This is a genomic window from Pantoea sp. EKM10T (genome assembly GCF_011800685.1).
GTDB lineage: Bacteria > Pseudomonadota > Gammaproteobacteria > Enterobacterales > Enterobacteriaceae > Pantoea > Pantoea agglomerans.
Genome location: NZ_JAALEU010000020.1, coordinates 1 through 20,882, shown reverse-complemented (window position 1 = coordinate 20,882; position 20,882 = coordinate 1). Strand labels below are relative to the sequence as shown.

15 protein-coding genes and 4 tRNA genes are annotated in these 20,882 nt (G+C 52.4%); 3 read left to right on the top strand and 16 right to left on the bottom strand.

Going from position 1 to position 20,882, the window contains the following annotated elements; genetic code table 11:
* Window position 1: 1 nt before the first annotated feature.
* Window positions 2-628: a thiamine phosphate synthase gene (thiE, locus tag HFD95_RS21730; RefSeq protein ID WP_061704445.1), complete on the top strand. Its 627-nt coding sequence runs from the start codon at window positions 2-4 to the stop codon at window positions 626-628.
* A 194-nt stretch (window positions 629-822) separates the two neighbouring features.
* Here the strand turns inward: thiE and HFD95_RS21725 are convergent, their stop codons facing one another.
* On the bottom strand, window positions 823-2,277 hold the full coding sequence (locus tag HFD95_RS21725) for a PLP-dependent aminotransferase family protein (protein ID WP_163799751.1): 1,455 nt from the start codon (window positions 2,275-2,277) through the stop codon (window positions 823-825).
* A 174-nt stretch (window positions 2,278-2,451) separates the two neighbouring features.
* Here HFD95_RS21725 and HFD95_RS21720 point away from each other — a divergent pair, with 174 nt between their 5' ends.
* Window positions 2,452-2,634, top strand: a complete 183-nt coding sequence (locus HFD95_RS21720) for a DUF1127 domain-containing protein (RefSeq protein ID WP_010261051.1) — start codon at window positions 2,452-2,454, stop codon at window positions 2,632-2,634.
* 55 nt (window positions 2,635-2,689) lie between these two features.
* Here HFD95_RS21720 and rpoC read toward each other — a convergent pair whose 3' ends face one another.
* The 13 genes from rpoC to HFD95_RS21655 form a co-directional block, all read right to left on the bottom strand.
* Window positions 2,690-6,913, bottom strand: coding sequence for a DNA-directed RNA polymerase subunit beta' (gene rpoC / locus HFD95_RS21715; protein WP_010261049.1), 4,224 nt, complete (start codon window positions 6,911-6,913; stop codon window positions 2,690-2,692).
* A 130-nt stretch (window positions 6,914-7,043) separates the two neighbouring features.
* The gene (rpoB, locus tag HFD95_RS21710) at window positions 7,044-11,072 is read right to left on the bottom strand and encodes a DNA-directed RNA polymerase subunit beta (RefSeq protein ID WP_010261046.1); all 4,029 of its coding nucleotides are present in this window, start codon (window positions 11,070-11,072) and stop codon (window positions 7,044-7,046) included.
* A 330-nt stretch (window positions 11,073-11,402) separates the two neighbouring features.
* Window positions 11,403-11,765 carry a 50S ribosomal protein L7/L12 gene (rplL, locus tag HFD95_RS21705; RefSeq protein ID WP_008927142.1) on the bottom strand — a complete coding sequence of 121 codons (363 nt, stop codon included), beginning with the start codon at window positions 11,763-11,765 and terminating at the stop codon, window positions 11,403-11,405.
* 65 nt (window positions 11,766-11,830) lie between these two features.
* On the bottom strand, window positions 11,831-12,328 hold the full coding sequence (gene rplJ, locus HFD95_RS21700; protein WP_003848098.1) for a 50S ribosomal protein L10: 498 nt from the start codon (window positions 12,326-12,328) through the stop codon (window positions 11,831-11,833).
* Window positions 12,329-12,693: 365 nt separating this feature from the next.
* On the bottom strand, window positions 12,694-13,398 hold the full coding sequence (rplA, locus tag HFD95_RS21695) for a 50S ribosomal protein L1 (protein ID WP_010261038.1): 705 nt from the start codon (window positions 13,396-13,398) through the stop codon (window positions 12,694-12,696).
* A 3-nt stretch (window positions 13,399-13,401) separates the two neighbouring features.
* The gene (gene rplK / locus HFD95_RS21690; RefSeq protein ID WP_006121495.1) at window positions 13,402-13,830 is read right to left on the bottom strand and encodes a 50S ribosomal protein L11; all 429 of its coding nucleotides are present in this window, start codon (window positions 13,828-13,830) and stop codon (window positions 13,402-13,404) included.
* Between the two features lie 147 nt (window positions 13,831-13,977).
* Window positions 13,978-14,523, bottom strand: a complete 546-nt coding sequence (nusG, locus tag HFD95_RS21685) for a transcription termination/antitermination protein NusG (protein ID WP_003848088.1) — start codon at window positions 14,521-14,523, stop codon at window positions 13,978-13,980.
* Window position 14,524: 1 nt separating this feature from the next.
* The gene (gene secE / locus HFD95_RS21680) at window positions 14,525-14,908 is read right to left on the bottom strand and encodes a preprotein translocase subunit SecE (RefSeq protein ID WP_008927141.1); all 384 of its coding nucleotides are present in this window, start codon (window positions 14,906-14,908) and stop codon (window positions 14,525-14,527) included.
* A 231-nt stretch (window positions 14,909-15,139) separates the two neighbouring features.
* Window positions 15,140-16,324, bottom strand: coding sequence for an elongation factor Tu (gene tuf / locus HFD95_RS21675; RefSeq protein WP_010261012.1), 1,185 nt, complete (start codon window positions 16,322-16,324; stop codon window positions 15,140-15,142).
* A gap of 108 nt (window positions 16,325-16,432) precedes the next feature.
* A tRNA-Thr gene (locus tag HFD95_RS21670) sits at window positions 16,433-16,508 on the bottom strand.
* Between the two features lie 5 nt (window positions 16,509-16,513).
* Window positions 16,514-16,588, bottom strand: a tRNA-Gly gene (locus HFD95_RS21665).
* A gap of 191 nt (window positions 16,589-16,779) precedes the next feature.
* Window positions 16,780-16,864: transfer RNA gene (locus HFD95_RS21660), tRNA-Tyr, on the bottom strand.
* Window positions 16,865-16,871: 7 nt separating this feature from the next.
* Window positions 16,872-16,947, bottom strand: a tRNA-Thr gene (locus HFD95_RS21655).
* A 777-nt stretch (window positions 16,948-17,724) separates the two neighbouring features.
* On the opposite strand from HFD95_RS21655, the gene coaA reads away from it, so the two are divergent.
* Window positions 17,725-18,672, top strand: a complete 948-nt coding sequence (coaA, locus tag HFD95_RS21650; protein WP_010672227.1) for a type I pantothenate kinase — start codon at window positions 17,725-17,727, stop codon at window positions 18,670-18,672.
* A 43-nt stretch (window positions 18,673-18,715) separates the two neighbouring features.
* Here coaA and birA read toward each other — a convergent pair whose 3' ends face one another.
* Entirely contained in the window at window positions 18,716-19,675 is a 960-nt protein-coding gene (gene birA / locus HFD95_RS21645) for a bifunctional biotin--[acetyl-CoA-carboxylase] ligase/biotin operon repressor BirA (RefSeq protein WP_010672228.1), read from the bottom strand.
* A complete protein-coding gene (gene murB / locus HFD95_RS21640; protein WP_010672229.1) occupies window positions 19,672-20,709 on the bottom strand; it encodes a UDP-N-acetylmuramate dehydrogenase in 1,038 nt (345 codons plus the stop codon). The genes birA and murB overlap by 4 nt, the downstream gene beginning before the upstream one ends.
* Between the last annotated feature and the right edge of the window lie 173 nt (window positions 20,710-20,882).

Sequence of the window (20,882 nt, the reverse complement as noted above, 5' to 3'; positions counted from 1 at the left end):
GATGCCCGCATTTCCCGCTACCGCCCCGCGCCTGGGGCTTTATCCGGTGGTTGATAGCCCCGACTGGATTGAGCGCCTGCTGAAGATGGGCGTTCGTACACTGCAGCTGCGCATCAAAGATCAGCCCGATGAGGTCGCCGAGCCCGCCATCGCTCAGGCGATTGCAATGGGTAAACGCTATGACGCGCGCCTGTTTATCAATGACTACTGGCAGCTGGCGATAAAGCATCAGGCTTATGGCGTGCATCTGGGTCAGGAGGATCTCGATGTCGCCGATCTTGCCCGGATTCATCAGGCAGGATTGCGTCTGGGGCTCTCCACCCATGACGATGCTGAACTGGACCGCGCACTGGCAATCCAGCCCTCTTACATCGCGCTTGGACATATTTTCCCGACGCAGACCAAAGAGATGCCTTCTGCGCCGCAGGGCATTGAGCAGCTGAAGCGGCATCTGACGCGCCTGACGCATATCCCCACCGTGGCAATTGGCGGTATTTCGATTGCTCGGGCACCTGACGTGCTGGCAACCGGCGTAGGGAGTATTGCGGTGGTGAGTGCGATTACCCAGGCAGATGACTGGCGTGAAGCAACACGTACTTTGCTGGCGCTGGCAGAGCCTCACCAATAAAGATTTGTGGAAGCTATCCCGCATAGCGGCTGCAAAACCAGTAACGCCAGCGTTTCTGCCGGGAAAGCGACGCGCAAAAGCGTATGTTGCCGCTGGCGTGCTCTGATCCAAAACCTTAACGTGGCCTCCGTCAGGTTAAGGTTATCTGACCAGGGCCGGTTCCCTCCTCTTGCCGGTCCTGCTTCTTCTTTTCGCTATGCGAGAGTTGAAGCTGAAATCTGCGTCTCATGCTGGCACGAGAGCATGGCGCGTTCGACGGCTGCACCCACCAGCGCCAGCGCCTTTTCAGTCTGCTCGTTGATCGGCAGCCCGTAGTTTAAGCGCAGACAGTTACGGTATTTACCCGAGGCCGAAAAGAGTGAGCCTACGGCTATCTGAATTTTTGAGTCGCGCAATTCGCGATTGAGCCGGACCGCATCAAACGCTTCGGGGAGCTCTATCCACATCAGAAAACCGCCCTGAGGACGGGAAACGCAGATGCCGCAGGGAAAGTAGTGGCGCACCCAGCAGCTAAAGGTTTCATAGTTACGATGATAGATTTGCCGCATCCGGCGCAGATGGGGCTGATAATGGCCCTGGCGGATAAACTCGGAGACCGCATGCTGAGGCTGTGTGGCGGTGGAACCTGTGACGATATATTTCATGTGCAGTACACGGTCGCGATAGCGGCCGGGTGCAACCCAGCCGACACGCAAACCTGGCGCCAGCGTTTTGGAAAAGGAGCTGCACAGCAGAACCCGGCCATCGAGATCCAGCGCTTTAATGGTCGCTGGGCGCGGATATTCCCAGGCTAACTCACCATAAACATCATCTTCAATGACCGCCGCGTCAAACCGCTGCGCCAGGGCAAGCAATGCCCGCTTACGCGGCTCAGGCATGATAAATCCCAGCGGATTATTACAGTTCGGTACAACAACGACTGCTTTAATCGGCCATTGATCAAACGCCAGTTCCAGCGCTTCCAGGCTGATGCCGGTTACCGCATCAGTCGGGATCTCAATGGCACGAATGCCAAAGCCGCGCAGGGTTTGCATGATCCCGTGAAACGAAGGCGACTCAACAGCAATGATATCGCCCGGCTCGCAGACCGCACGCACGGCTACCGATAAGGCTTCATGGCAGCCGGTGGTAATAACAATGTCATCGGCGGTGAGCTGGCAACCGCTATCTATCGCCAGTCGTGCAACCTGTTGCCGCAGTGCGAGAACACCATAGAGGTTGTCATAATTGAGCAGCGCGATGTCCTGCTTCTGAGCCTGTCGGCTGAAGGCTTTCCACAGCGGCTTAAGCGTCGGTTGGGTCAGATCGGGCATACCGCTTCCCAGCTGCAACACATCATCTTCCAGACGGCTGTTAATCAGCTCCAGCACCGCATCCCACTGCGTTACCTCAACCGGCCGCTGTGCGGGACGGGTCAGCGCAGGCATCGGGGGCGTCGCCTTACGCGAGGCCACAAAATAGCCAGAGCGCGACTGCGGCGTAATCATCTGCTTCTCTTCCAGCAGATGATAAGCCTGCTGCACGGTGCTGATACTGACGCCATGTTCGGCACTCAGACTGCGTACCGAGGGCAGGCGCTCACCACTGCGATATAAACCTTGTTCGATACGCTGAGCCAGCAGCGTGGCCAGATGTTCATATCGCGTCATTGTATTTCCTCTGACTCAGTAGCTGAGCATTAACCGGTACAGTTATGCCTCTTTTTTACCATTCAGATCGCCATTACCGCAATCTGTATGTTAAAGAAAGGTGATTTTTGCGTCTGTATCATACAGAGCGATCCGCTGAGAATAGTCCTCAGACAATTCACTGAGGGCACTATCATGGGATACGACGAGAATCGCGCAGCTAAACCGTTTACAGGCACGCCTTACCAGTTGGTTCGCTATCTTTGGCGCAGTTATAAACGCTGGCAGCTGAGGCGTGAGACGCGCGTCATCCTGTCGAAGCTGAGTGACAGTCAGCTGAAAGACATTGGCCTTGGCCGCAACGACTGGAATGTCTGAATCAGAGACAAAAAAAAACCCTGCCGAGGCAGGGTTTTTATCAGGCAAAGGACGATTAATCGTCTTTGTTGCCGCCGAGACCGGCGTTCAACAGTTCAGCCAGGCTGGCTGAGGCTTCATCCGCAGTAACCTGCGGTGCAACCGGAACTTCACCTGCCGCTTTGCGGCGCATACGATCCTGATGGTACGCATAACCGGTACCGGCCGGGATCAGACGACCCACGATTACGTTCTCTTTCAGGCCGCGCAGTTCATCGCGCTTACCTGCTACTGCTGCTTCGGTCAGGACACGCGTGGTTTCCTGGAACGATGCTGCAGAGATGAACGATTCGGTAGCCAGTGACGCTTTGGTAATACCCAGCAGGTCACGCATGAAGGTTGCGCCAACTTTTCCGTTCGCTTCCAGATCACGGTTAGAGATCTTGATGCGAGAGAATTCAGCCTGCTCACCTTCCAGGAAGTCTGCACTTCCTGCGCTAACGATGGTTGCTTTACGCAGCATCTGACGAACGATGACTTCGATGTGCTTATCGTTAATCTTAACGCCTTGCAGACGGTAAACTTCCTGCACTTCGTTAGTGATGTAACGGGTCACCGCATGCACGCCACGCAAGCGCAGGATGTCATGTGGAGACTCTGGGCCATCGGAAACCACGTCACCGCGCTCAACACGTTCACCTTCGAACACGTTCAGCTGACGCCATTTCGGAATCATCTCTTCGTACGGCTCACTGCCATCCAGCGGAGTGATGACCAGACGACGCTTACCTTTAGTCTCTTTACCGAAGGAGATGATGCCGCTGATCTCCGCCAGAATAGCTGGCTCTTTCGGACGACGCGCTTCGAACAGGTCAGCAACGCGTGGCAGACCACCGGTAATATCCTTGGTACCGCCAGATTCCTGCGGAACACGCGCCAGCGTGTCACCAGCACTGATCTTCACGCCATCTTCCAGCTGAACAATCGCTTTACCAGGCAGGAAGTACTGAGCCGGCATGTCGGTGCCCGGGATCAGAACGTCGTTGCCGTTGGCATCAACAATTTTCAGCGCAGGACGCAGATCTTTACCGCCCGCAGTACGTTCAGCACTGTCCAGAACCACCAGCGAAGAAAGACCGGTTAAGTCATCTGTCTGACGGGTAATGGTCTGGCCATCAACCATGTCCGTGAAGCGAATGAAACCGCCCACTTCGGTGATGACTGGCATGGTATGCGGATCCCAGTTTGCGACGGTTTCGCCCGCTGCAACCTGCTCACCATCACCTTTCGCCATGGTAGAACCATAAGGAACTTTATAGCTCTCTTTGGTACGACCAAATTCGTCGATCATTTTCAGTTCAACGTTACGCGAGGTGATCACCAGCTTGCCTGCCGAGTTCGTTACCGACTTAGCGTTGGTCAGCTTGATGGTACCTTTGTTCTTCACCTGAATGCTGGATTCAGCAGCCGCACGTGATGCCGCACCACCGATGTGGAACGTACGCATCGTCAGCTGTGTACCTGGCTCACCGATGGACTGTGCCGCGATAACACCGATCGCTTCACCTTTGTTGATGATGTGACCACGTGCCAGGTCGCGACCATAGCAATGCGCACACACACCAAAGTCGGTTTCACAACCTACTACTGAGCGGACTTTCAGGCTGTCGACTGAGTTCAGTTCCAGCACGTCACACCAGTGCTCATCGAGCAGCGTGTTGCGTGGAACCAGAATATCAGCAGTACCCGGCTTCAGAACGTCTTCAGCGGTCACACGACCCAGTACACGTTCACGCAGTGGCTCTTTAACATCGCCACCTTCGATGACAGGTGTCATCATGATGCCTTCGTGTGTACCACAGTCATCTTCGGTAACAACCAGATCCTGTGCAACGTCAACCAGACGACGCGTCAGATAACCGGAGTTCGCCGTTTTCAGTGCGGTATCCGCCAGACCTTTACGAGCACCGTGGGTTGAGATGAAGTACTGGAGTACGTTCAACCCTTCACGGAAGTTCGCCGTGATTGGTGTTTCGATGATGGAGCCATCTGGCTTCGCCATCAGACCACGCATACCGGCCAGCTGACGAATCTGTGCAGCAGAACCACGCGCACCGGAGTCAGCCATCATAAAGATGCTGTTAAAGGAAACCTGTCGCTCTTCTACGCCGTCACGGTTAATAACGGTTTCGGTTGAGAGGTTTTCCATCATCGCCTTGGCAACACGTTCGTTGGCCGCTGCCCAGATATCGATGACTTTGTTGTAACGTTCGCCGGCGGTTACCAGACCAGACTGGAACTGCTCCTGGATCTCAGCCACTTCTGCTTCCGCTTCGGTGATGATTTCCACTTTCTTCTCTGGAATAACCATGTCGTCGATGCCGACAGACGCGCCTGAACGGGCTGCGTAAGCGAAACCGGTGTACATGGTCTGGTCAGCAAAGATAACGGTCGGCTTCAGGCCCAGAATGCGGTAACAGGTGTTCAGCATTTTGGAGATAGCTTTTTTGCCCAGCGCCTGGTTAACGATGGAGAAAGGCAGACCTTTTGGCACGATCATCCACAGGATGGCACGGCCAACAGTGGTGTCGATGATGCTGGTTTTAGCAACCCACTCATCCTGCTCATTTTTCTCGTGTTCGGTGATACGCACCTTAACGCGAGCATGCAGCGATGCGAGGCCAGCGCGATAAATACGCTCAGCTTCTTTCGGGCCAGTCAGCACCATGCCTTCGCCTTTGGCGTTAACACAGTCACGGGTCATGTAGTACAGACCCAGTACAACGTCCTGAGAAGGAACGATGATTGGCTCGCCGTTCGCAGGTGACAGGATGTTGTTGGTCGACATCATCAGCGCACGCGCTTCCAGCTGGGCTTCCAGCGTCAGCGGTACGTGAACAGCCATCTGGTCACCATCGAAGTCGGCGTTATATGCCGCACAAACCAGCGGGTGCAGCTGGATTGCTTTACCTTCGATCAGAACCGGTTCAAAGGCCTGAATACCCAGACGGTGCAGCGTAGGCGCACGGTTCAGCAGAACCGGGTGCTCACGGATCACTTCGTCGAGGATATCCCAGACAACCGCTTCTTCGCGCTCAACCATTTTCTTCGCGGCTTTGATGGTGGTGGCCAGGCCACGCAGTTCCAGCTTGCCGTAAATGAACGGTTTGAACAGTTCGAGTGCCATTTTCTTCGGCAGACCGCACTGATGCAGGCGCAGGTATGGACCTACGGTGATAACCGAACGACCAGAATAGTCGACACGTTTACCCAGCAGGTTCTGACGGAAACGACCCTGCTTACCTTTGATCATGTCAGCCAGCGATTTCAGCGGACGCTTGTTGGAACCGGTGATCGCACGACCGCGACGACCGTTGTCCAGCAGTGCATCGACCGCTTCCTGCAACATACGCTTTTCGTTGCGCACGATGATATCTGGCGCAGCCAGATCCAGCAGGCGTTTCAGGCGGTTGTTACGGTTGATCACGCGACGATAAAGATCGTTCAGATCCGACGTTGCGAAACGGCCACCATCCAGCGGTACCAGCGGACGCAGATCCGGTGGCAAAACAGGCAGCACGGTCAGGATCATCCACTCTGGCTTGTTGCCAGACTGTACGAACGCTTCCAGCAGCTTGATGCGCTTGGTCAGTTTTTTACGTTTGGTTTCGGAGTTAGTTTCGTTCAGCTCTTCACGCAGCTGCTCGCACTCCTGCTCCAGATCCATGTTTTTCAACAGGGCCTGGATCGCTTCGGCGCCCATTTTGGCGTCGAACTCGTCACCGAACTCTTCCAGAGCGTCAAGGTACTGCTCTTCAGTCAGAATCTGACGCTTCTCGAGGTTGGTCATGCCACCTTCGATTACCACGTAAGATTCAAAGTAGAGCACGCGCTCGATGTCACGCAGTGGCATATCCAGCAGTAAGCCGATACGCGATGGCAGTGACTTCAGGAACCAGATGTGCGCAGTCGGCGACGCCAGTTCGATGTGGCCCATACGCTCACGGCGTACTTTAGTCTGGGTCACTTCAACGCCGCACTTCTCACAAATCACACCACGGTGTTTCAGGCGCTTGTATTTGCCGCACAGGCACTCATAGTCTTTTACCGGCCCGAAGATACGGGCACAGAACAGACCATCGCGCTCTGGCTTAAAAGTACGGTAGTTAATGGTTTCTGGCTTTTTCACTTCACCAAAAGACCAGGAACGGATCATGTCTGGCGAAGCCAGCGCAATTTTGATCGCATCAAACTCTTCGGTCTTAGTTTGCGCTTTCAGAAACTTAAGTAAGTCTTTCACGGATTAGCTCCCGTCGGAGTGAGACTCAGAGGGCGTCCAACCGAAATTGAACGCCCCGTAACCAGTACAATTGCGAGCGCTTTAAACCCTGCGCTTTCAGGCGGCGGCGAACCGCAGCCTGAAAAGGGGGTTACTCGTCTTCCAGCTCGATGTTGATACCCAGCGAGCGAATCTCTTTCAACAGTACGTTGAAGGATTCCGGCATGCCCGGTTCCATCTGATGGTTACCGTCAACGATGTTTTTATACATCTTGGTACGGCCGTTGACGTCATCAGACTTAACGGTAAGCATTTCCTGCAGGGTATACGCGGCACCATATGCTTCCAGTGCCCATACTTCCATCTCACCAAAGCGCTGACCACCGAACTGTGCCTTACCACCCAGCGGCTGCTGAGTAACCAGGCTGTAGGAACCGGTTGAACGCGCATGCATCTTGTCATCAACCAGGTGGTTGAGTTTCAGCATGTACATGTAGCCAACGGTTACCTGACGTTCGAACTGCTCACCGGTACGGCCGTCAAACAGGGTAATCTGACCGGAAGAAGGCAAGCCGCCGAGCTGCAGCAGCTCTTTGATTTCGCTCTCTTTCGCGCCATCAAACACCGGAGTGGCGATTGGCATACCTTTCTTCAGGTTCTCAGCCAGACGCAATACTTCGTCGTCGGAGAAGGTGTTCAGGTCAACTTTCTGACGCAGATCGCTACCCAGGTCATAGGCGCGCTGGATGAATTCGCGCAGTTTCGCGACGTCTTCCTGCTTTTTGAGCATGGCGTTGATCTTCTCGCCGATGCCTTTCGCTGCCATACCCAGGTGGGTTTCCAGAATCTGACCGATGTTCATACGCGATGGTACGCCCAGCGGGTTCAGAACGATGTCAACCGGCGTGCCGTTTTCATCGTAAGGCATATCTTCGATCGGGTTGATCTTAGAGATAACACCTTTGTTACCGTGACGGCCTGCCATTTTGTCACCCGGCTGAATCTGACGCTTAACAGCCAGATAAACCTTAACGATTTTCAGCACGCCTGGTGCCAGATCATCGCCCTGGGTGATTTTACGACGCTTACCTTCAAGTTTTTTCTCAAACTCGTGCTTCAGCTCGTCGTACTGCTCTGCCAGCTGCTCCAGCTGGTTTTGCTTGGCTTCGTCAGTCAGACCCAGTTCCAGCCAGCGCTCGCGCGGCAGCTTGTCCAGTTTGTCTGCTTCAACGCCACCAGAAATCAATACGTTCTGGATACGGCTGAACAGGCCCGCTTCCAGAATCTGCAGTTCTTCAGACAGGTCTTTCTTAGCCTGCTTCAGCTGCATCTCTTCAATTTCCAGCGCACGTTTGTCTTTTTCCACGCCATCGCGGGTAAAGACCTGAACGTCGATCACGGTGCCTGACACGCCATTCGGTACGCGCAGTGACGAATCTTTCACGTCAGAGGCTTTTTCACCGAAGATAGCGCGCAGCAGTTTCTCTTCTGGCGTCAGCTGGGTTTCACCTTTCGGCGTAACCTTACCAACCAGAATGTCGCCACCGGTCACTTCAGCACCGATGTAGACGATGCCTGACTCATCCAGTTTAGAGAGTGCAGCTTCACCCACGTTCGGGATATCAGCGGTAATCTCTTCCGGCCCCAGTTTGGTGTCACGCGACACGCAAGCCAGTTCCTGAATGTGGATAGTCGTAAAGCGATCTTCCTGAACCACACGCTCGGAGACCAGGATGGAGTCTTCGAAGTTGTAACCGTTCCACGGCATGAACGCTACGCGCATGTTCTGGCCCAGTGCCAGTTCACCCAGATCGGTGGACGGGCCATCTGCCAGCACGTCGCCGCGCTCAACCGGCTCACCCAGAGAAACACATGGCATCTGATTGATGCAGGTGTTCTGGTTAGAGCGGGTATATTTGGTCAGGTTGTAGATGTCGATACCGGCTTCGCCAGCATGCATTTCGTCTTCGTTAACTTTGATAACGATACGTGATGCGTCGACGTACTGTACGGTACCGCCACGTTTGGCAACGGCAGTTACACCGGAGTCAACGGCAACAGCACGTTCCATACCCGTACCAACCAGCGGCTTATCAGCACGCAGAGTCGGAACGGCCTGACGTTGCATGTTCGCACCCATCAGGGCGCGGTTAGCATCATCGTGTTCCAGGAACGGGATCAGTGACGCACCGACAGAAACGATCTGTTGAGTCGAAACGTCCATGTAGTCAACCTGATCGCGGCTGAACAGACTTGATTCGCCTTTGCTACGGCAGGTGACCAGGTCATCAACAAACGCGCCGTTATCATCAAGAGGGGCGTTCGCCTGAGCGATAACGTAGTTACCCTCTTCGATAGCAGAGAGGTAGTGAATCTCGTCAGAAACCAGACCGTCGATAACACGGCGGTAAGGCGTCTCAAGGAAACCGTACTCGTTGGTCTGTGCATATACAGACAAGGAGTTGATCAGACCGATGTTCGGGCCTTCAGGGGTTTCGATTGGGCAGACACGACCGTAGTGCGTTGGGTGTACGTCACGCACTTCGAAGCCGGCACGCTCACGCGTCAAACCACCCGGGCCGAGAGCAGAGATACGACGTTTGTGCGTAATCTCTGACAGCGGGTTGTTCTGATCCATAAACTGAGAAAGCTGGCTGGAACCAAAGAACTCTTTCACCGCGGCCGAAATTGGCTTCGCGTTGATCATGTCCTGTGGCATCAGGGTATCAAGGTCGCCCAGTGACAGACGCTCTTTCACCGCACGCTCAACACGTACCAGACCGACACGGAACTGGTTCTCAGCCATTTCACCGACTGAACGAATACGACGGTTACCGAGGTGGTCGATATCGTCCACTTCGCCTTTACCGTTACGGATGTCGATCAGCTTCTTCATCACTTCGATGATGTCATCTTTGCTCAGGATGCCTGAACCTTCGATTTCATCACGCAGCAATGAACGGTTGAACTTCATACGACCCACAGCAGAAAGATCGTAACGATCTTCAGAGAAGAACAGGTTCTCAAACAGGTTCTCTGCTGCTTCGCGTGTTGGCGGCTCACCAGGACGCATCATGCGGTAGATCTCAACCAGTGCGCTCAGACGATCGCTGGTTGGGTCGACACGCAGGGTCTCGGACATATATGGACCGTGGTCCAGATCGTTGGTGAACAGCGTTTCGATGCGCTTGTGACCGGACTGGCTCAGTTTGGCCAGCAGATCCAGTGACAGTTCCATGTTCGCTGCAATGATCAGCTCACCGGTGCTCTCATCGATGTAGTCTTTAGCGACCACTTTGCCCGCGATATATTCAACCGGAACTTCGATGTGCTGAATGCCATCTTTTTCCAGCTGACGGATATGGCGCGCAGTAATACGGCGTGCTTTTTCGACGTAGACGGTGCCGTTCGCTTCGATATCGAAGGTCGCAGTTTCACCGCGCAGGCGCTCAGGCACCAGCTCCATCTGCAGCTTGTTGTCGCGAATTTCAAACACCACTTTCTCGAAGAAGATATCGAGGATCTGAGGTGTAGTGAACTGCAACGCACGCAGGATGATAGTGGCCGGCAGCTTACGACGACGGTCAATACGGACAAACAGGTTATCTTTCGGGTCAAACTCAAAGTCGAGCCATGAACCGCGGTAAGGGATGATACGTGCGTTGTAGAGCACTTTACCCGATGAGTGGGTTTTACCCTTATCGCTATCAAAGAACACGCCAGGACTACGGTGCAGCTGAGAAACGATAACGCGCTCGGTACCATTGATAACAAAGGTACCATTGTCGGTCATGAGCGGAATTTCGCCCATGTAGACTTCTTGTTCTTTAATGTCTTTTACGGTGCCTTCTGGCGCTTCGCGCTCATAGACCACCAGACGCAGTTTCACGCGCAGCGGTGCCGAATAGGTCACGCCACGGATCTGACACTCTTTCACGTCAAAGACAGGTTCACCCAGGCGATAGCTGACATACTGCAACTCAGAGTTGCCGCTGTAGCTCGCAATAGGGAATACAGAGCGGAATGCAGCTTCCAGTCCGTACTGACCTTCTGGATCTTGCTCGATAAACTTCTGGAACGAGTCGAGCTGGATGGAAAGGAGATAAGGTATGTCCAGTACTTGCGGACGTTTACCAAAATCCTTACGAATACGTTTTTTCTCGGTATAGGAGTAAACCATAGGGTTCCTCAGCTAGCTGACAAGTCGACCCACGCTGTCCGTCCTGACAGGACAGTTCATGCAACACGATTTTGTTTGATTCACTGGCTGCGCAGCAGCAGTGCAATACCTCTTTCTATCACGCTTAAATCATTTCATCGCTGTTGCGAGGGCAGGGAACCCGCACAGGTAGAGCGGTATATTAAGTCGTCGATAGAGAAAGATATTGAAGAGTAACAATGGACAAACAGTGTGAAACCCCATTGAGACCCTGTAGCGCAAAAAGGCTGGTGACCAAAAAGTCACCAGCCATCAGCCTGAAACTACTCAGACTGCAACCCGAAGGCTGTCTTACTTAACTTCAACTTCAGCGCCAGCTTCTTTCAGAGCAGCTTCAAGTGCAGCTGCGTCATCTTTGCTGATCGCTTCTTTGATTACGCCAGTTGCTTCAACCAGATCTTTGGCTTCTTTCAGGCCCAGACCAGTTGCAGTACGTACGGCTTTGATTACTGCAACCTTGTTCGGGCCAACAGCTTTCAGAACTACGTCGAATTCAGTTTTTTCTTCAACAGCTTCAGCCGGGCCCGCAGCAACAGCTACAGCAGCAGCAGCAGAAACGCCGAATTTTTCTTCCATAGCAGAAACCAGCTCAACTACTTCCATTACGGACATCGCTGCAACAGCTTCCAGAATTTGGTCTTTAGTAATAGACATGACAATTGTTCCTAAGAATCAGAAAAAGTTTATACGTAAGCAAGTACGAAGAAAAGAATATGACCTTAAGCCGCTTCTTTTGCATCGCGTACAGCAGCCAGAGTGCGGACCAGTTTGCCGGCAGCGGCTTCTTTCATGGTCGACATCAGACGTGCCAGTGCTTCTTCGTAGGTCGGCAGCGTTGCCAGACGGTCAATATTGGCCGCCGTGATCAGCTCACCTTCAAAGGCTGCAGCTTTGACCTCAAATTTTGCATTCGCTTTCGCGAAATCTTTGAACAGACGAGCAGCAGCGCCCGGGTGTTCCATAGAATATGCAATCAGGGTCGGACCAACAAACGTGTCTTTCAGGCACTCAAACTGAGTTCCTTCAACGACGCGGCGCAGCAGGGTGTTACGAACAACACGCATGTAAACGCCAGCTTCACGGCCTGCTTTACGCAGTTCGGTCATTTTATCAACGGTAACGCCACGGGAATCCGCAACAACCGCTGAAAGCGCACCTTTGGCTACTTCGCTGACTTCAGCAACAATCGCTTGTTTGTCTTGAAGATTTAATGCCATTAGCTTTTGCTCCTGGATTTGACCGGGAAAGGATTTCCCCGGAACTCACTTCACTTACTCACCCCAAGGGGAAATAAGCGCTCGAACACGGTGAGCAGAATCCAGCTAAGAAAAAATTCTTTTGGTTCTGTCACCGTCTACGCAGGGTATTAAGCGGAATATCCGGAGATAAGCAGCTCCTGCGGTCTTGGACGGAGGCCAGGATAAGGCCTGGCTCCAACCTAAATTCTGTGCGACGCAGCAGAGTCAGAGGGAAAGGCGATACACGCAACAATCAGTTCTGGCTCTCTGGTGTCCTGTTCCGTTAATAACAGAACAACGGGCGTAAGATTCTAGGTGAATTTTTCGCCCGTTTCAAGCAGCAATTAGTTTGCTGTTGCGTTCAGACCAGCCTGGTCAACGGCAACGCCGGCGCCCATGGTGGTTGAAAGGCTAACTTTCTTGATGTACACGCCTTTCGCCTGAGATGGTTTTGCTTTTTTCAGCGCAACCAGCAGAGATTCCAGGTTTTCTTTCAGTTTGTCAGCGTCAAAGTCCACTTTACCGATTGTAGTGTGGATGATGCCGTTTTTGTCGTTACGATAACGAACCTGACCCGCTTTAGCGTTCTTAACCGCTTCAGCAACGTTAGGCGTTACAGTACCGACTTTCGGGTTTGGCATCAGGCCACGTGGACCCAGAATCTGGCCCAGCTGGCCAACAACGCGCATTGCATCCGGAGAAGCAATAACAACGTCAAAATTCATTTCGCCTTTCTTGATCTGATCAGCCAGGTCTTCCATGCCTACCAGCTCAGCGCCTGCTGCTTTAGCAGCTTCAGCGTTAGCGCCCTGGGCGAAGACAGCAACACGTACTGAACGACCAGTACCGTGTGGCAGAACGGTCGCGCCGCGAACGTTCTGATCAGATTTACGTGCATCAATGCCGAGGTTGACAGCAACGTCAACGCTTTCAACGAACTTGGCAGTAGCCAGTTCTTTCAGCAGAGCAACAGCTTCAGCAATATCATACTGCTTGGTCGCGTCAACTTTGTCGCGAATTACGGTCATGCGCTTGGTCAGCTTAGCCATTTCTTAGTCCTCTACTACCAGGCCCATGGAACGAGCAGTACCTTCGATTGAGCGAGTCATCGCTTCAACGTCAGAACCAGTCATGTCCGCAGCTTTGGTTTCTGCGATTTCACGTACCTGAGCACGAGTCACTTTACCGACTTTATCTTTGTTCGGCTTACCAGAACCAGACTTGATGCCCGCTGCTTTTTTCAGCAGTACGGCAGCCGGAGGCGTTTTGGTAATGAAGGTAAAAGAACGGTCGCTGTATACGGTGATAACAACAGGAGTCGGCAGACCTTTTTCCAGAGATTCGGTCTTAGCGTTGAACGCTTTGCAGAATTCCATGATGTTAACACCCTGCTGACCCAGAGCTGGACCAACCGGTGGACTTGGGTTCGCCATACCAGCTGCAACCTGCAGCTTGACGTAGGCTTGGACTTTCTTAGCCATGATATTTCCTCAATTGGGTTATAGCGCCTGTAAAGGCTCCCCGTGATAACGATTTACACGCTGTTGCCAGCGCATAAAAACAAAAGGCGCGAAATTGTAGTTAAATTTCGCGCCTGCTGCAACAGCTAATTTGTGAGCGGAAAGAGGTTAACCTTTCTCCACCTGACCGAAGTCGAGCTCAACCGGCGTGGCACGTCCAAAGATGGAAACGGATACCGTCAGGCGGCTCTTCTCGTAATCCACATCTTCAACCACACCGTTAAAGTCAGCAAAAGGACCGTCATTAACGCGAACCATTTCACCTGGCTCAAACAGCGTTTTCGGACGAGGCTTGTCGCCGACCTGCTGCAGACGGTTCATGATCGCATCAACTTCTTTATCGCTGATAGGTGCCGGACGGTCAGATGTACCGCCGATGAAACCCATCACGCGTGGGACGCTGCGTACCAGGTGCCAGCTGGCGTCATTCATCACCATCTGAACCAGTACGTATCCCGGGAAAAACTTGCGCTCGCTCTTACGACGCTGGCCACCACGAATTTCAACGACTTCTTCAGTCGGAACCATGACGTCGCCAAACAGCTCTTCCATGTTGTGCAATTTGATATGCTCGCGCAGCGATTGTGCTACGCGGCCTTCAAAACCGGAAAACGCCTGTACGACGTACCAGCGTTTCTTTGGAGCTTCAGACATCTCAGAACCTCAGGCCAGTGATAAACGATACCAGACGGACCAGAATACCATCCAGCCCCCACAAAATCAGTGACATCACGGCAGTAACCGCGGCAACGATTAACGTGGTGTGCAGCGTTTCCTGGCGGGTTGGCCAGATAACCTTACGCATTTCTGTTCTTGCTTCACGAGCAAAAGCCACGGTCGCTTTGCCTTTGGTCGTTAAAAGCGCAATGCCGCCAGCCGCTGCAATCAGTACAACTACGGCTAAAGCACGCAGTGGCAGTGACACATCACGATAGAGGTAGTTACCTACAATCGCTGCAAGCAGCAGTAATACGACTACTACCCACTTTACCGCTTCCAGGCCACGCCCGCTCCCTTGAGCTTCGGTATTCGCACTCATAAACCAACCTGCCACAATAATTCAGAAACTATTCTGCCCCGCAGTGCGAGGCGTCCAAACCGAATGAGCTTTTGGGGCGTAACTCGGTATCCAACGCCGCATAACAGAGCCTGTCTCAGCAATGATTATGATTCAAAAAATCACTGATGAGCCAGGTTCTATGAAACAGCGTGCAAAAAGGGCATCAAATGATGCCCTTTCCGTGTGCATTGCGTCAAACGTTATCGGTAATTATGCGATAACTTTAGCAACAACACCCGCGCCAACGGTACGGCCACCTTCGCGGATTGCGAAGCGCAGACCTTCGTCCATTGCGATTGGGTGAATCAGGGTAACAACCATTTTGATGTTGTCGCCTGGCATGACCATCTCAACGCCTTCTGGCAGCTCTACTGAACCGGTTACGTCAGTTGTACGGAAGTAGAACTGTGGACGATAGCCTTTGAAGAACGGAGTATGGCGGCCACCTTCGTCTTTAGACAGAACGTAAACTTCTGACTCGAACTGGGTGTGCGGCTTGATTGAGCCTGGCTTAGCCAGAACCTGGCCACGCTGGATGTCTTCACGCTTGATACCGCGCAGCAGAACACCACAGTTTTCGCCTGCCTGACCCTGGTCCAGCAGCTTACGGAACATCTCAACACCGGTACAGGTTGATTTCGCAGTATCTTTGATACCCACGATTTCAACTTCGTCGCCGACTTTAACGATGCCGCGCTCAACACGACCGGTAACAACGGTACCACGGCCAGAGATTGAGAATACGTCTTCGATTGGCAGCAGGAACGGCATGTCGATCGCACGGACTGGATCCGGGATGTAGTTGTCCAGGTGTTCAGCCAGCTCAACGATTTTTGCTTCCCACTCAGGAACGCCTTCCAGCGCTTTCAGAGCAGAACCACGAACGATTGGAGTGTCATCGCCTGGGAAGTCGTACTGTGACAGCAGGTCACGTACTTCCATCTCTACCAGTTCCAGCAGCTCTTCATCATCAACCATGTCACACTTGTTCAGGAACACGATGATGTAAGGAACGCCAACCTGACGACCCAGCAGGATGTGCTCACGGGTCTGTGGCATTGGGCCATCAGTCGCAGCAACAACCAGGATCGCGCCGTCCATCTGCGCAGCACCGGTGATCATGTTTTTCACATAGTCGGCGTGGCCTGGGCAGTCAACGTGAGCGTAGTGACGTGCAGCAGTCTCATACTCAACGTGTGCGGTGTTGATGGTGATACCGCGGGCTTTTTCTTCAGGCGTGCTGTCGATCTGATCGAATGCACGAGCCTGGCCGCCGTTGGTTTTAGCCAGTACGGTAGTGATAGCTGCAGTCAGGGTGGTTTTACCGTGGTCAACGTGACCGATGGTGCCCACGTTTACGTGCAGTTTGTTACGTTGAAATTGCTCTTTAGCCATCGCTAGTCCCTCTAAGACACGGATATATCAATGATATCATCACATTAACCAGGCAATGCCTGACTGCAAGGAAGTTACAGAGAAAATCAGGAGGGAGATTAAAGGAAGTGGTGCTGATACCCAGAGTCGAACTGGGGACCTCACCCTTACCAAGGGTGCGCTCTACCAACTGAGCCATATCAGCACATCTGGAGCGGGCAGCGGGAATCGAACCCGCATCATCAGCTTGGAAGGCTGAGGTAATAGCCATTATACGATGCCCGCATCCTGGAACTCGGCTACCTGTTCTTTCTGTAGCTTGCAGATAACAGAGATGTTTCTCTACTATCTACTGCCTGTCAGCGAAGCTGACCGACTTTGACTTCGCTAACGCTCAGTCTGAATTCAGGGTGATAAGTGACTCACCTGACAGATAAACAGGTTGTTTATCTGTGTTCCCAACCGCGAGGTTGAGATGGTGGTGGGAGAAGGATTCGAACCTTCGAAGTCTGTGACGGCAGATTTACAGTCTGCTCCCTTTGGCCGCTCGGGAATCCCACCTACTTGATGGTGCCGGCTACCGGAATCGAACTGGTGACCTACTGATTACAAGTCAGTTGCTCTACCAACTGAGCTAAGCCGGCATCAAGTGGAGCGCATTCTAGGAAGGTCGGGCTCTGGATGCAACTAAAAAATCGCTTATTTTTTTCTATCGCTTACTATTTGTGCAAATCATCGCATTTTAGTGTTTTTGTGCAGAATATTTGTGCAATCTGGTCCTGTTTTCATAGGATCAGTCGGCTCGCGCTAATGCCTTAGGCCTCTCTCTGGACCGCTTTTCAGCAGGTAAATGATCTGCAGGGAGTATTTTTATTTCACACGCCTGTACCGAACGATGCTTTTTTGACCTCGCCTGCGCTTTTTTTTCATGTGCAGGCACTTTTCTGTAGAAAGCAGGCCTGTTTTGACATGCGTGTCCCTTATGTCGGTACGACGATGACCAGGCGTGGAGCCTTTCAAAATGACTCTATGCTGTTGTTCGTTTGCTGAAGTCCTTATGGGACATATTGAATCTGTACCGCCTCAGCCTCTCTCTATGCCCTTATGGCGGCGTTTTGTCATTCAGACGTTGTCAGATGTAAAAAGCAGATAAAAGCCGCACATGCGCTGTGATGTCCTGCAATATCATAAACAACGATAAAGCAGTAAAAATTAAAGCCACCATGATGTTTTGTGGGTATGCCGACGAAAGCGAGATCACGTTTATCTTTTTACTTCTGTTAAAAGCCATACTGGTGATACCCTCCAGCCCATTGTTCTCACTGATAAACCAGCGATTCGTGATTCACTTCACCTGTGCTGTCCTGCTTATCGGATAACACGCGGTTGATAGCAATGAATTTGCGGTCAGATGCATGCTTATGGATAAAACGACCCCCCTGACAACGCCTTATTTAGAGTTCACTCGTGAGCAATGGGCTGCATTACGTGATTCCGTACCTATGACGCTGTCAGAGGAAGAGATCGCGCAGCTGGAGGGCATCAACGAGGATCTCTCGCTGGAGGAAGTAGCGGAAATTTATCTGCCACTTTCACGCCTGCTTAATTTTTATATAAGTTCTAACGTTCGCCGGCAGGCTGTACTGGAGCAATTTCTGGGCACCAATGGCCAGAAAATCCCCTATATCATCAGTATTGCGGGTAGCGTAGCGGTCGGTAAAAGCACGACTGCGCGTGTCTTGCAGGCTCTGCTCAGCCGCTGGCCTGAACATCGCAAAGTCGAATTGATCACCACTGATGGCTTCCTTCATCCTAATGCCGTGCTGAAAGAGCGTGGGTTAATGAAGAAAAAAGGATTCCCGCAATCCTACGATATGCACCGGTTGGTCAATTTCGTCTCCGATTTGAAGTCGGGAGCCAGTCAGGTGACTGCTCCGGTCTATTCACATCTGATTTATGATGTCATCCCTGATGGCGATAAAGTGATACAGCAGCCTGATATTCTGATTCTGGAAGGTCTGAATGTATTACAGAGTGGAATGGACTATCCCCACGATCCCCATCATGTCTTTGTTTCAGACTTCGTCGATTTTTCTATCTATGTTGATGCAGAGGAAGATCTCCTGCAAAGCTGGTATATCAATCGATTCCTGAAATTCCGCCAGGGCGCATTTACCAATCCGGACTCCTATTTCCATCATTACGCCCAGCTTTCAGAGGCAGAAGCGGTTGAAATTGCTGGCAATTTATGGAAAGAGATTAACTGGCTTAACCTGCAGGAAAATATCCTGCCGACGCGCGAACGAGCCAGCCTGATTATGACCAAAAGTGGCGATCACGCAGTCGATAAGGTTCGCTTGCGTAAATAACTGCTGTCATAAAAAAGCCTGCGTTGCTGCAGGCTTTTTTTACTCAGACAGGACGCAGTGATATTTCTCCACCCACCCAGGCTTTTATTTCGCCATCCTGTTCCAGTAACAGGCCACCCTGGCTGTCTACGCCTCGCGCAATACCATGGACCTCACGTTCACCGATAAGCAGCTTAACCGGCCGGTTAATAAAGTTATCCAGCGCAGCCCAGCGTGCGACAAACGGGGTTAATCCCTCCTGCTCAAAGAGCGGCAGAGCTTCGCGCAGACTGTTGATCAGACGTGCCGCCAGCTCATTGCGGTTTACCGTTACCCCGGCCTCCTGCAGGTTAATCCAGCCCTGATTAATCTGTGATGCATCGGCTGTTCGCATCGCCAGGTTAATCCCCGCGCCAATCACGATCTGCGCAGCATCGCCGGTTTTACCTGTCAGTTCGACCAGAATACCCGCCAGTTTACGATCGTTCAGGTAAATATCATTGGGCCATTTTACGCGGACATCATCGGCCCCTAATGAACGTAATGTCTCAGCCATGATAATGCCAATTACCAGGCTCAGACCCATCGCCGCTGCCGGCCCCTGCTCCAGACGCCAGTACATAGACATGTAGAGGTTCGCGCCAAAGGGCGAAAACCACTGACGGCCACGACGGCCGCGACCCGCCTGCTGATATTCCGCAATGCAGGCAGCACCCGACTCCATTTCATGCATACGTTCCAGCAGATACTGATTTGTGGAATCAATCACCGGGATTACCGAGACGTTACCCTGCGTAACCTGTGAGAGTATCGCCTGCTCATCCAGCAGCTGTATCGGGGCAGAGAGACTGTAACCTTTACCTGTCACGGTATAGACGTCAAGACCCCAGCTTTTTAACGTCTGGATATGCTTATTTATGGCTGCGCGACTCATGCCCAGCCTTTCACCCAGTTGCTCACCGGAATGAAACTCACCATCAGATAAGATATCAACCAGCTTTAGCGGAACATTATGGTCTTTCATGCGATCACCCCGACGGCATTACACTCACCCTGCGCCTGAATAAAGCGGACTTCGGGCTCAAGCCAGACATCGAATTTTTCACCAACCTGAGCGCGCACGGTTTTTGCCAGCGCAACGATATCGCCGGGTGTGGCATTTTCAGCGTTGATCAGCACCAGTGCCTGTTGCTGGTGAACTGCCGCGCCCCCGATGCGATAACCTTTCAGCTGGCACTGATCGATAAGCCATCCTGCTGCCAGTTTGATTTCACCATTTGGCATCAGATAGTGTGGCATAGCCGGAAAATGCGTCAGTAGTGAGCTGCACTGCGCCTCGGTGACGACAGGATTTTTAAAAAAGCTGCCTACATTACCGGTGACTTTCGGATCGGGTAATTTGCTCTGCCGCATCTGGCATACCGCGTGATAGACATCCCAGGCATTGGCCGTCACCGGATTGAGCGTTTTCAGATCGCCGTAGGTTAATACCGGTTGCCATTGCTTAGGCAATATTATCCCGACTGCGACGATGACATAGCCTGACTGGTAGTGATGTTTAAAAATGCTGTCACGATAGCCAAACTCACAGGCTTCACGATCGAGACGTTCTGTCTGACCACTGTGCAGATTAAGTACATCCACGTATTCGCAGACGTCTTTTAATTCCACGCCATAAGCACCTATGTTCTGAATCGGTGCCGAACCGGTCATACCAGGGATCAACGCCAGATTTTCCAGGCCTGTGATTCCTTTTTCCAGCGTGCTTTTAACCAGCTGATGCCAGTTCTCACCTGCCCCAACGTGCAATTTCCAGCACTCATATTCATCCTGAATTTTGATGCCTTTGATGCGGTTCAGCACCACTGTACCGGCAAAATCTTCCAGGAAGAGGACATTGCTGCCTTCACCGAGCACGAGGAAAGGCGTTTGATCACTTTGGCTGGCCTGCCATGCTGCCAGAATGGCGGCTGGCGTCTCGGCGACGATGCGTTTCTGTGTATGTACTTCAAGCCCAAGCGTATTGTCGGCTTTTAAGGAGGGATGCTGGCTGGACATTTGACGGCCTTTACTGAGTTATCTGGCCGTAGTTTACCGTATCAGAGAGGGGTTCTCAGGCTGTTTTCGGGGGTTATGATGAGGTTTTTCACGATCTGCAGACGTAAAAAAGCCCCGCACTTTCGTGCGGGGCTTCTTCACTTATTTAATGCCTGGCAGTTCCCTACTCTCGC